A 12,705-nucleotide genomic window follows, 5' to 3' on the forward strand; every position below is an offset into this window, starting at 1 on the left:
CCACAGGGGCCGAGACGCAGCCCGCCAGAACAGCGGCTGCAACAAGGACCATCAGTGGCGGTAAGCGTTTCACATCGACCTCGCGTTGACAGGGGCTTGTAACGGGCATAGAGCCCGGCCCGACCACTGGCCGGGCGGGCAGTATAGCCGGCTGGTGGCCCTCAACGCTATCGACGCCCCCGCGCGGTCGCGCTGTAACGCATGGCGTGGGCGCCGAGTGCCAGCAGCGCCAGGGCGCTCAGCAGCAACTGCCAGGGGGTCAGCGTGGGGATGCCTGGCACGGGGAAGGGCGTGGAAACCCGGGCGATATTGTTGCCCGGCGTGGGGTCAATACCGTTGCTGCCGTCGTTATTGATTTCCACCACATTCAGAATGCGCCCTATCTCCGGCGACTCGCTGGCCCGCAGGGCGAAGGTGAGGCTGCCGCCCGCCCCGGCGGCAAGGCCGCCGATCGCCACCGTACACACGGTGCCCGGTCCGGCGCCGTCGGCGCAGCTCCACACGGTGGGCTGGCTGTCCGCTTCACTGAAGGTCGAGCCGGGGGGCACAAGCTCGCGCACAATCACACCAGTGGCATCCTGGTTGCCGGCATTGCGGTAATCGATGGTATAGACAATGACTTCGTCAGGGCGCGCCTGCCGGGTGTCTGTCGCCTTCCCGATCACCATGTCCGGCACAGCAACGATAGGCGTGTCGTCACTGTCAGTGTCACTCAGCGGTTGTACTGAATTGGCACCGTCGTCGGTGATAATCACGGTGTTACTGGTGAGATCGACACCCGCGGGCAGCGGTGACATCACCTGCAGGCCGAAGCGGGCTACCCCCGTCTGATCCGTCCGTAACTCGCCGATATTCAGGGTACAGGGGGTACCGGGGCCACTGCCATTGGGACAGCTCCAGCCCGGCGTGCTGGCCGCAGCGTTAAAGGTGGTGTACATCGGCACCGTCTCGCTGAGTTCCACCCCGGTCGCGTTCTGGTTGCCCGCATTGAAGAAGTTGATCTGGTAGAAATACACCTGACCAGGCACCACCGAAATGCCCCCGTCATCCTTCACTACCTGCAGCTGCGGGCCGGTGCGGATCGGGTCGAGTATTGTCACCGCCGTAGCTGCTGCCGTGGAAGGCGTATCGTTCGGCGCATTGAACTCATTTCCGTCCTCTGCGTCCGCGACTTCATTGACAATGCGATCGACCCCGGACGGCACTACAGCATCGACGTCCACCGCAAAGTTCACCGTCCCCGTGGCGGCCCCGGCCAGATCGCCCACGCTGAAGCTGCAGGTGGAACCCGGGGCGATGCCGGAACAACTCCAGCCGGGAGAACTGGCGGCGGCATTGAACACCGTGTACAGGGGCACTGTTTCGGTCACCACCACGCCGCTGGCATCCTGGTCGCCCGCATTGCCGTAGGTGATGAGGTAGGTGATGGTTTCGCCGGGCAGTACCCCCACTCGCTGGTCGTCCTTGCGCACCGCCATAACCGGGTCAGCGATGATGGCTACCGAAGTCGGGTCGGCAACGTCGGGCGTGCTGGTGTCGCCATCGGATTGCAGGGGCTCGGTTTCATCGCTGTCGGCACTGGCCTGGTTAAGCAGCAACTGTTCACCGGCAGCCACACTGCCATCCGGGTAGGGCAAGGGCACCCGCACATCAAAGGTGACCGTCAGGGTCTCCCCCGCCGCCAGGCTCGGCACCGTCACCCGTACGCCGGTATCAGTGCTGCCATTGCCAAGCTCTACCGTCGTCGTCGCCACGGTCCCCGTCGCGGCAACGGAACCCGCCTGGAATTCGCCCTTGGCATCCGGCGTGTCTTCCACGACCACATTGGTGGCGGCAGCGTCACCCGTATTGGCGAGCGTCAGAGTATAGGTGAGGACATCGCCCGGTACCGCCGAGGTTGCGGACACCGACTTCTCCAGCGCCAACACCGGCAGCTCAAGCACGTCTGCACCGTCTACAGTGGCGCTACGCTCCACCGGCCCGGGTATCGGCGGCACGGGACCAGGACGCGACGAGGCCTCGGCCGTGGCGGTGTTCGGCAGGCTGCCCTGGGTGTAGGGAATGACCGGTTTGGCGGTGAATGTCATGGTCACGCTTTCGCCCGGCAGCAATACCTGCTCCGCCGTCGGAACCGCGGGGTCCGCGGCATCTACCGCAAACTCGACACGGGTGCTGCCTGCGCTGCTCGCCGCGGTGAAGGCAAAGCCCGGCGGCACGACCCCCGCGCTGAACTCGCCCGCCTGCCACAGGGTCTCATCGAAGTCATCGCCAACCACCAGGTCATAGGCGGGCGCGGTACCGGTGTTGGTCACCACCAGCTCGACCGTCGCCACACCGTCGCTGAAATCAGTGAACTGCTTGTCCAGCGCCAGTATCGGCTCAACCACATCCACCAGCGCAAAATCCGTGCGCGGAATGCCGGGGTTACCCGATACCAGCTGGTAGTCCAGTGTCACATTGTTCACCAGCGTGCCGCCCGTCTGGTTGGTGGGCGCACTGTCTTCAGCGACCCTGGCCAGCATGCGGAACACGATGGAATCTTCCTCCGTGGGTACCACAGGCGTGTTCGGATCGACCGGCGTATTGCCGCCGTTGTTGGTTATGTCGCCAAAGTCGACTTCAATGCGGGACACGGTAAGCTCGTCTCCGGGCGGCAGCGAGGTACAGGGTGCGCCGCCGGGGGAGCCCGCGCTGAAGCAGGTTGCCGGCAACGGCACTCCGGTATAGCTCAGGTTGTTGCCCACGTAGAGCAGCTCACCGGAAATAAACTCGAGAATACCGTTGCCGTCCCGCTGCAGTTCATCGGTCATGATTACGCCAAAGGTGGTGCCCCTGGTGAGGAAGGCGGTAATGGAGTACTCGACGATTTCGCCGATGGTGGCATCGGGAAGGCTGCCATCCCCCTGGGACGTGCCGGTATCGGCGACCGACGTTGCCACCACCTCTTTGACTACCGCGGTGTTCTGCACGGTAAACAGCCGCGCCTCGCTGTCATTCAGGCCGCTGCGGGCATCTGCGTCGGCGCCGGCCTCCATGGAGGACCAGGTCAATTCAACGCTGTTGGGGTAGGTCCCCGGCACCGGCGCTCCGCTGACCAGTTCGACGTCCTGCAGGACGATGTCGCAACTGCTGACACCTGTCGGCAGGCTGTCGATCACAAAGGTCACGGTAGAACCGCTGGCGCTGTCGAACACCGTATTGGGACAGGTGCTGGTGAAGTCCGCGGTGGTGCCCGGCAGCACCGTGTTGGGCCAGATCAGGTCAGGCGCCAGGGTGTCCTCGATGACGAGTTGGCGCGCCGTTGCCGTGGAGTTCGCCTGGTGGCTGATGCGCAGGGTAAAGTCGTGGAGATTGCCCGGCAGTTCCGCCTGCGCCTTGCTGCCGTTCTGGGTGAACTTGTCGACCTGCAACAGGGGCGCCACGATATCGTAGTTGGCGATTGCGGTCAGGTTGGCATCCGGGCTGCTGAGCAGCGCGGTGTTGGGCACCTGGTCGTCCTGCCCCGGCGCACCGGAGTTCAGGGCATCATTGAGTACCGTGGCCACAACTTCGAATACGATCCGGTCCTGAATATCCTGGGGCGGGCGGTTGTCCGGCAGGTTCACCACATCACCCACTGTCCAGGCACACTCGAGGGTCGGCGCCGCGGGCAGCGCTGGCGTGCAGACGGCGGCATCGCCCACCGCCAGGCCACTGCTGAGCGTCAGGTCGCTGCCGATACTCACCACCCGGGTGGAATCCACGCGCAGGGCCGTATCGGCGGGGAACTGGTCAGTGACCACGACAGCGCGCGTGGTTGCGTCGGGCAAATCGGCGCTGATCCAGAAGGTGACCTGCTCGCCGATGGTGAGCTGGGTGACCGGCTCACCCAGGGTAAAGGGTGTATCGACGCTGCTGGTATTGACGATGGCCTTGCCCAGCCCCGGCAGGCTGACGACCACGTCCCAGAGATCGCTGGTGCTGTAGTCGCGCTCCCCGCTTTCATCGAAGGCGGCACCACTGCTGGTGGCAGCCGACAGCGAAGTCCAGGCCAGGTCCGCGGTATTGGTCAGCGTCTCGCCGGTCAGCGCATCCTGGTCCACTTGCGCCTGGAACACCAGGTCGCAGACCGCGCCCAGCGGGAAGCTGTCCCAGCTGGCAAACACCGTATTGGCCGGATCATTCGGGTCCTTGCTACTGGTAGGTGCGGCGGCGCACTGGCCCAATTGGAAGGAGCCGACCACGTAAGTCATCTTGTCGGGCAACACATCGCTGAGGCTGACATCTTCGGCGTCGACCCTGGAAGCCCCGGTGTGACTGACACGGAGGGTGTAGGTCACCGTCTGTCCGGACTCGACGGTGCTGAGGTCTGCAGTTTTGTCCACCCGCAGCAGGGGCTCGGCGATATCTACCGCCGAGGTATCACTGAACACGCTGCGCGGGGTACTGGGATCGGGGTCCACCTTGTAGCTGACCTGGCCGGTGTTCTCCGCCTGGTCGTCGTTGGCGTTGGCGGCAAGATCGAGTACCCGTGCGCGCAGGGTCACCCGAATCTGGTCATCGGCATCCAGCGTGCCGGTATTGTCGATATTGACCACCAGCGGCCAGGACAGGGTCATTTTGTCCGGGATGCCGTCGCCATTGGTATCGGCAAAGACCGGGGTCACAGCGGAATCCAGCGGAATCGTGCCCGCCAGATCGGCATAGAGATTGGCGCCGATATCGATGGATACTGTCGGGCCGGAAGCCGGATAAAACTCCATCACCACTGCAGTGGCGGGCAGCAGGTCGACGATATCGAACTCCACCGCGCTGCTGTTTTTCGGGACCGTGGTAATCAGGGTGTAATCCACGACCTCGCCTATGGTCAGCGATTCGCTGCCGTCCGGGCTGTCCACCAGGCTGTCGGTCTGGGACTGGTTGGTGGCGACGACCGTCTTGGCGATACCGACATCCAGCGCCTTGAAGCTCGCACAATTGCGAGCGTTGTAGTCGTTCAGTTGACCGTTGGGATTGGGGGCGCCGATCGGCACATCCCCGGTGCGCTCAAAACCGATGGGCTGCTGGTCGAGAGGTAGCGAGGCATCGCCGTCCGGCATACTCTGCCAGGCCAGGTTGGCGCAGTTGTTGAGCTGGGCACCCGAGGGGAAATTGTCGATGACCGTGACATCGAAGGTCACCGTGCAGCTCTGGCCCAAGGGTAACTCACTCAGGGTAACATCCAGTCCGTCCACATCATTCTGCAGGACAGTAAAACCTGCACAGGAACCGCTGGTGGCCAGCGTAGCCGGATTCAGGTCGAGCAGCCGGTAATCGGTGCCACCGGCATCGGTAAAGACCGGCATGATGTCATCCATCTGCAGGTCAAAGGCATTGCCCGCAGAGGCGCCGGTATGCTGGATGACAATGCTCACCGTGGTGACCGTTCCGCCAATGCCACTGGTCACCGACAACTGTTTGTCCACCGCCAGTTGCGGTTCCACGACGGTTACGTTGGGGGCGAACGCCACGACCGACTGGGTGACATCGTCGGAAGGATCAGCATTGCCCTGGGTCTCCACCCAGAACCACTCGGCGCGGTTGTGCCGCTGCTCGCCGTTAACGTTGTTGGTCGAGTTGCTGACCTTTGCGCTGTAGACAACGGTTATTGTTTCCGGCGTGCCGTTGCTGTTGTTGGAGTTACTGATATCACCGAAGTCGATGTTCAGGCGCCGGTTGGCTCCGGTGGCACTGCCGCCCTCACTGGTGACGGTAATGATCTGGCTGTCCGTGGTGAAATTGGCGCCAGGTAGTGTCAGGCTGATATCGGCGGCATCGATACTGGCGGCATTGCCGTCACGGTCTGCCACTGAGAGTCCTGAATTCAACAGGTCCTGCAACAGGGCCTGGGAAGACACACCTTCTGGCACGGTGATCTCCAGCTGATAGTCCACCACCTCACCGACCTGCACCAGGCGAGTGCCGGCGGGCGCATAGCCGGGGCGCACGCCCGTCACCGTCTTCACCACCACCGGTTCGGCGATTTCCAGCGTGGCGCTGTCTTCCACCACGGGGAAGGGATTGGTGTTGGAGGACGTCGACGTCCAGGTCACGCTGGCCGTGTTGGTGATAGCGCTGCCAATTTCCACCGCGGCGTCGAGAGTACAGGTGTAGGAAACCAGTGCGGTATCAGGACCAAAGGGAGCACCGCCACCGGCCGGGTTGTCATCGTTGCCCGCCAATGGATCATTCAGAACCAGGCCAGTAGCCAGGTCACCGGTCGCCGTCAGCGGTGCCCCGGTGCCATCGGTGACCTGCACCGACGCCGCGTCGGTCGCGCAGTTCAGATTGGCGACGGCCGGGTCGGTCAGTGTGACATTAAAGGCATTCTGGCCCCCGGTGTTTTCCACCGTCAGCACGTAGGTCACCTGATCGAAGGCATCGACGCCGCGGGCATCGGTATCCACCAGCGTGATCGACGGATCCAGCGGCGGCGTCACCACGTTCCCCTGCGCGTCCACCAGTTCCGCGCCCGGATTGTCCGCCTCCAGCACACCTTTGGTGATTTCCAGCTTGGGCGCGCCCACGAACAGGGCGGCGGCCTCGACACTCACCTCCACCGGGCCAGCGGTGCCATCATAATTTACCGACAGGATATTGGTCAGCCTGAGGTTGTCGGCAAAGGGGGCATCGGTCACGGTCGCGGTCAGCTCGACGACCAGCGTGGTGGGGGCATCCAGGTCGATGTCGCCGAAATCGAAACTGACCGAGTTGGTGGCTGCATTGGTCACCAGTGGCGGCAAGCCGCCAGGGGGCTGGTAGATTCCAGGGCCGGCGGGAATAACAGCGGTGGGAGGAAAGGCCACCACGTCGAACACCGGCCGCGGCAGGTAATCCGCCAGCACCACATTGGCAGTGTTGCCCGCGGGGATGGCCATTTCCAGGCGGAAGGTCACATCCTGCCCGGGCATGATCTCGGTGCCTGGTGGCGGGTCGATGACGCTCTTGTCCGGGAGATTGCGACGAACATCGACATCGGCGGCACTGGGGTTATCGCCGCTGCCGCCATCGACCAGTGCATAGTCGAGGCCGGCGGTGTTGGTGAGGGTATCGCTGGCCAGCACCGGCGCCCCGCTGTCGTAGGCATCCAGAATTTCCGCCTGGTAGACCAGCACGCCGTCGGCGCCGGCGGGAATGCTGCCACCATTGGCGGCGGTGATGTCCCAGGTCAGGGAGGTTTCGCCCGGTCCGGGATCATTGTCGGACTGCACTTCGGTTATCGCTACCGGGGCGCCGTCGACCAGCAGGCTGACAGTGCCGGTGAACAACATGCCATCGGGCAGCACATCTTCAATGGTGAAGGCGCTGGCGCCCTGCACGTAGTCCGTTACCTGGAAATTGATGGTGTAGGTGATCGTGTCGCCGGGCAGGTCACCGCCACTCGCGGATTTCTGGATAGCCGCATTCAGTGCCAGCACATTGCTGGTGTCAGTCTGGGGTGCTACGGGCTGGCCGTTATAATCGTAAGCCACCTGTACTGTATTGGTGATGGGCTGCTGACTGTTGACCGTGGTTTTCGACAGGATATCGGTGATATACACCGGCACCGAGACAACAATATCCTCCGTGCTGGTGGAGCCAGTGGCGGAGGTGCAACTCACGCTGGCGGTGCCGCCAGGTATATCGGGCAGGTTCGGGTTGCTGGTAACACTGCAACCGACACCCAGGGGCGCATTGATGTCGATGGGGTCACCGGTCCACTGAATATCGGCAGGCAGAGTGTCGCTCAGCTGGACATTGTCCAGCGTAATTTGATCCGAGATGTCCACGCTCCAGACATAGTCAAAGGGGTGGCTCGGGCCGGGCGGGCGCTCGTCTTCCGGCGCGGTGTTGGTTTTCTCCACTCGCGCCAGCTGGGGAGTCACCACGACTTCGGTACGATCTGCGGGGTCGAGAATGGCGCCATTGTCGCCGGTGGCAGTGTCGCCAAATTCGAAGCCCGGGATAATCAGCGCATTCAGATCCACACCGATTTCCACGCCGGGCAGCAATCTGGCACAGGCCTGGAGCGGGAGGCCTGGGTCGCCCTGGTTCACTGACCCGACGGGGTAACGCAGGATGTAAACCTCAGCGCCCGGGTCCAGGCCAGTGATGGTCTGGCCGGACAGGGGGTCGACAAAGTTGCCACTGGCGTCCACCTCGCCCACGAATTCAGTATCCGGGGGGATGTCCACAAATTCCGACGATGTATCGGTAATCCCCGGATCCAGCACCACGACCAGGTAGGGACCGTAACCGGTCTCGTTGGTACCCGTAGTACCGAGGGGGCCATTGCTGAAGATGGTTTCGACGCAGAACTGCTCGCCGATCAGCGGATCAAGGTTGAGCGGGTCGCTGCTGGACTCGGGATCGGGGGCGGTCTGCGCTAAGGCAGTGCCGGCCATCAGGCAGCTGCCTGCCGCCACAAGGAATAGCGGCGCAGTCAGTCTACGGCAGAAGCCACCAATGCCGTATAGCAAGCCCTTCAACCCCATTACCCACCCCATAGGCCTTGTTGTTGTTTCCATACTATCGCCAACCACCCAAGTTTTCACCCATGGCCGGCTTAGCCGGCAACCAGTCTAGCTGCAACGGTCTCCGCTCACTCCGATTCCGGAAACCTGATCACAGCTGCCTGGCACCACGTCAACGAAAGGTTCTAACCCTTCCGGGTGAGGTCGTTGAGGGCGGCCTCCGGGGCGTGAGATCTGATCGAGGCGATGCCATTTTCCATGGCGCTTTCACTGGCATACATCTGGCTTTTGCCAATGGTCTGGCCATTGCTGGCCGTCAGCACGAAAAAGGGCGAACCATCGCTGGCGGTTTTGCGCAGGAAACGGGCATCGTCGACGGCATTGCGGCGCACCGACTCGATGCCGTTGACGGCGCTGTCGTGGGATTCGTAGGCCTGGCTGGTGAGGATCACCTGGCCATTGCCGGACTTGAGGTTGAAGCTGTATTTGCCGCTGTCACCCTGCCTGAGTTCAAACTTGCCCGCCATCGGTCCGCCCCCGCTGCTGCCATTGTTCCCGGCCCCCGCAGGCCGCGCTTCCCAACAGCTTAGCCAATCCAGCCGGATGCGCCAGCGATTCAGCTGTGGGGGTTGGCGCGTTCGATCAGGGTGTCGATATCCAGTCCGCGGGGCAGACCGCCGAAATTACGCTGGAAGCTGCCGCCGAAACGCGAGGCGATAAAGGCATCCGCCACGGCGGCATTGCCGGCGCGCAACAGCAGGCTGGCCTGCAGGGTCAGCGCCAGCTGGTCGACAATCTGGCGGGCACGGTATTCGACGTCATCCAGGTCGGCAAACTCCGCCTGCAGATTCTGCACGGCGGCGTCCAGCCTGGGGTCGTCGCCGCGGGTAGTGGCCAGCTCGACAAACCAGGTTTCCAGCGTCTCCGGACTGCGGCTCAGGGCACGCAGCATGTCCAGCGCCTGCACATTGCCCGAGCCCTCCCAGATGGCGTTGATCGGGGCATCGCGGTACAGGCGGGCCATAATAAAATCTTCGGTCACGCCGTTGCCGCCCAGGCACTCCATGGCCTCGTAGGTATGCAACGGCGTGCGCTTGCAGATCCAGTACTTGCCGGTTGGCAGGCCCAGGCGCAGCAGCAGTTTTTCGTGTTCGTTGCCGCCGGGGGCCAGGCTCTTGTCCAGCGCCTCGCCCATCCTCAGGGTCAGGGCCAGGGAGCCCTCCACCTCCAGTTGCAGATCCGCCAGCACATTGCGCATCAGCGGCTGGTCGATCAGGGTATTGCCGAAGGCGGCGCGGCCGGCAGCGTGATTGACCGCCTGGGCGACCCCCTGGCGCTGGGCGGCGCTGGAGCCAATCATGCAGTCGAAACGCGTCATCGACACCATCTCGATGATGGCGGGCACCCCTCTGCCCTCATCGCCGATCATCCAGCCCAGTGCACCGCGCAGCTCGATTTCCGAGGAGGCGTTGGACACGTTGCCCATCTTGTCCTTCAGGCGCTGCACCTGGATAGGGTTCTTGCTACCGTCCTCGCACCAGCGCGGCACCAGGAAGCAGCTCAATCCGCCGGGCGCCTGCGCCAATACCAGGAAAGCGTCGCACATGGGCGCCGAGGTAAACCACTTGTGGCCGACCAGTTCATAGAGCTCACCGGGGCCGCCCGCCGCCAGCGGCGTGGCGCGGGTGGTGTTGGCACGCACATCGGAGCCGCCCTGCTTCTCGGTCATGCCCATGCCGATGGTGAGGGCCTGCTTTTCAGTGTGGGGGACATTGCGCGGATCGTAGGCGCGATTGAGGATCTTCGGCAGCCAGGCCTCGCCGATGTTCGGCGTCAGGCGCAGGCTCGGCACGGAGGCGAAGGTCATGGTCAGCGGGCAGCCGTGGCCGGACTCCACCTGGGCCTGCAGGTAATACTGGGCGGCGCGCGCCACATGGGCGCCGGGACCGGGGTCGGTCCAGGGCTTGCTGTGCAGGCCCGCCTCCAGCCCCAGCGCCATCAGCCGGTGGTAGGACTCGTGGTACCTGACCAGATCCACCCGGTGGCCCTGGCGATCGTGGGAGGCAAACTGGGGCTTGTGGGCATTCGCCTGAAAGCCCCACTCGTAGACCTCGGCACTGCCACAGCGTGCGCCGTGGGCATCCAGCTCGGCCTCGGCCCAGCCTGCGCCGTGGTGCCGCACCAGCGCCTGCAGGGCGCTGTCTCCGCGGTAGCTGTTGTAGCCCTCCAGCGGGTTGGACTGGTTGAACACCTCATGGGTGTGGGCGATGAAGGGCGGTTCGATGTGCATGGCAGGATCCGTCGTACTTGCAAAGAGATCGCGCTCGCGCATGCGGGCATACGCGGGAGGAGCGAATTGGGGGCCGAATGCTAGCACAGGCTGCGGAAACACTGAACTGCCGCTGCGGGCCACCGGCCCGCAGCGGGAAGCCCGCTCAGTGGCGGATAGTGTTGAACAGCTCCACAAAGCTGCTGTGGCGGGTAATTTCAATCGGCATGTGCAGCCGGCGAGCGATATCGCTGGAGGAAATCACACCGCGAATATGATGATTGTCGGTATCCACCACCAGGCAGTGCTGCTGCCCCCGCTGGCGCAGGGTCTCCACCACATCGCGGATACGGGCGCCGGCGATCAGGGAGAACTCCAGTGCCTGGATTCGCCCCCGCGGCTGCATGACATCCACCACCCGCAAATCCTTGCGAGCCTGGTCCCTGGAGGTGTGCTGCATCAGGTTCTGCTCCTCCAGGTCGGCGGCGCTGACGGTGCCGACGAATTCATCGCGGTCGTCCACCACCAGCATCAGCTTGACGTGGGCCCGCCGCATGCGACGATCGGCCTCGTCAACTGATACGCCCTGGAAAATCACCTGGGGCTTGTGGAAGCGGAAATCAGTAAAAATTTCCAGGGCGGAGGAGTCCCAGTCAATATCAGCAAACTCTTCCGGGTGCACCAGGTGGTCCACTGCATTCACGGGCTTTAGTTCGAGTACTTTCATTGTTTTCACCTTGTTCTCATCGCTTGTCACCGGTACGGCGCCTTCCTGTGGGGAGCGCCCCGGGACCTCGGGTGACGGGCAGTCGCCCGCCGGGTCGCAATCAGGCGGTGAAAAGAGGAGGTGCGCGGATATTGGGGCACGCCAGCGCGCGCTTGAGAAGCGATGGCGCCGGGGCCACGGTTGGCGGCAGAAAGACTCTTGCCTCTGCCGGACGCGACCGCGGGGCGTCCAGCGCGGGTATGTCCCCGGAACCGCTGCCGTTGCTGCTCTCCTGGCCAATCGCATTCAGGCCGCCGTCCCAATCCGCGGCCGGCGAGGCAGCCGGAGCCGTCACCATTCCGAGTGAGGTGAGTAACAGGACGATGGAAAGCAGGCGGGTCAAGGGCGGGTAGACTCCGGCAGTCGTGACACAGTTTGGAGTCTCCTCCGGTACCACAGTTCCCGGCAAGTGCAAATTCCACAGGATTCAGGGCGCAACCCGCCTCCAGCTGCAGAGAGTTCGCCTTCGAGCTTGTAATTGATAATCGTTCTCATTACCTTTATCGAACACTTGCCAATGAGCCTGATAAAGAGTCCGATAATGAAACTGTCATTTCTCTGTGTGCGACACCGCCGCTGGCTGTGCAACGACCCCGCAGCCGCCCTCTACACCTGGCTGCAATGCTACGAGCAGGGCCTGCGACTGGAACGGCAGGGGCAGCAGGGGGCGGCCATCCGCCAGGCAGGCTGCGCCATGGAAACCGCGGAAATCCTGCTCTGCGGGCGCCTCAGCCCGGAGCGCGACGATATAACCCGTTTCACCCACAGCACGCTGCTGCTGGGGCGCCTGTTACAGCACAAGGGAGCCTTCACCCAGGCGGCGGACTGCGCCCACGGCGCAATCGACACCCTGCAGCGCTGCCTGGCGGCCGGCCTCCACGAGGTTGGCGCCGTGGAGGCCTGCGAGCAACTGGCCCCATTGACCAGCCCGCCGCCGGGTGTCATCGACATGCAGGCCCGCCGTGCCGCGCGACAACTACACTGACTCGCCGCCAACGCCGCGGACCGTCCAGCTGGAACTGTCGCTGGCCGTACTTTGCCGCCTGCTGCAGGATCGCAGCCTGGCGGCCTGCGAATTTCGCTGCCTCGACATAGAGTCCCACCGGGCGGGCTGCCAGGCGGTCAAATCCAGCTGCACCAGCTGCCCCCGGCACCAGGCAAGCTGCGACGCGAAAACCCGGTAGCCCGCTGGCCGGCGA

Annotated in this window: 6 protein-coding genes; 2 read left to right on the forward strand and 4 right to left on the reverse strand. The window is 63.7% G+C overall.

What is annotated here, in order from left to right; genetic code table 11:
• Positions 1–167: 167 nt before the first annotated feature.
• The 4 genes from FVW59_RS06870 to FVW59_RS06885 form a co-directional block, all read right to left on the reverse strand.
• A complete protein-coding gene (locus tag FVW59_RS06870; protein WP_187275802.1) occupies positions 168–8,402 on the reverse strand; it encodes an isopeptide-forming domain-containing fimbrial protein in 8,235 nt (2,744 codons plus the stop codon).
• 254 nt (positions 8,403–8,656) lie between these two features.
• Complete coding sequence (locus tag FVW59_RS06875; RefSeq protein WP_148063475.1) at positions 8,657–8,998, reverse strand: YegP family protein; 342 nt, start codon at positions 8,996–8,998, stop codon at positions 8,657–8,659.
• Positions 8,999–9,087: 89 nt separating this feature from the next.
• Positions 9,088–10,761, reverse strand: coding sequence for an acyl-CoA dehydrogenase family protein (locus FVW59_RS06880; protein WP_148063476.1), 1,674 nt, complete (start codon positions 10,759–10,761; stop codon positions 9,088–9,090).
• A 145-nt stretch (positions 10,762–10,906) separates the two neighbouring features.
• On the reverse strand, positions 10,907–11,467 hold the full coding sequence (locus tag FVW59_RS06885) for a CBS domain-containing protein (RefSeq protein WP_187275803.1): 561 nt from the start codon (positions 11,465–11,467) through the stop codon (positions 10,907–10,909).
• Positions 11,468–12,047: 580 nt separating this feature from the next.
• On the opposite strand from FVW59_RS06885, the gene FVW59_RS06890 reads away from it, so the two are divergent.
• Both FVW59_RS06890 and FVW59_RS06895 read left to right on the forward strand, forming a co-directional pair.
• Complete coding sequence (locus FVW59_RS06890; RefSeq protein ID WP_148063478.1) at positions 12,048–12,491, forward strand: hypothetical protein; 444 nt, start codon at positions 12,048–12,050, stop codon at positions 12,489–12,491.
• On the forward strand, positions 12,469–12,690 hold the full coding sequence (locus tag FVW59_RS06895; RefSeq protein WP_148063479.1) for a hypothetical protein: 222 nt from the start codon (positions 12,469–12,471) through the stop codon (positions 12,688–12,690). Before FVW59_RS06890 ends, FVW59_RS06895 begins: the two co-directional genes overlap by 23 nt.
• The last annotated feature ends 15 nt before the right edge of the window (positions 12,691–12,705 follow it).

Source organism: Parahaliea aestuarii (assembly GCF_008064635.1).
In the GTDB taxonomy this organism is placed as follows: Bacteria; Pseudomonadota; Gammaproteobacteria; order Pseudomonadales; family Halieaceae; genus Parahaliea; species Parahaliea aestuarii.

Excerpts from the sequence above, each read along its gene's own strand:
- FVW59_RS06880 (WP_148063476.1), bottom strand. The coding sequence starts at position 10,761 with ATGCACATCGAACCGCCCTTCATCGCCCACACCCATGAGGTGTTCAAC.
- FVW59_RS06875 (WP_148063475.1), bottom strand. The coding sequence starts at position 8,998 with ATGGCGGGCAAGTTTGAACTCAGGCAGGGTGACAGCGGCAAATACAGC.
- FVW59_RS06890 (WP_148063478.1), top strand. The coding sequence starts at position 12,048 with ATGAAACTGTCATTTCTCTGTGTGCGACACCGCCGCTGGCTGTGCAAC.
- FVW59_RS06870 (WP_187275802.1), bottom strand. The coding sequence starts at position 8,402 with ATGGCCGGCACTGCCTTAGCGCAGACCGCCCCCGATCCCGAGTCCAGC.
- FVW59_RS06885 (WP_187275803.1), bottom strand. The coding sequence starts at position 11,467 with ATGAAAGTACTCGAACTAAAGCCCGTGAATGCAGTGGACCACCTGGTG.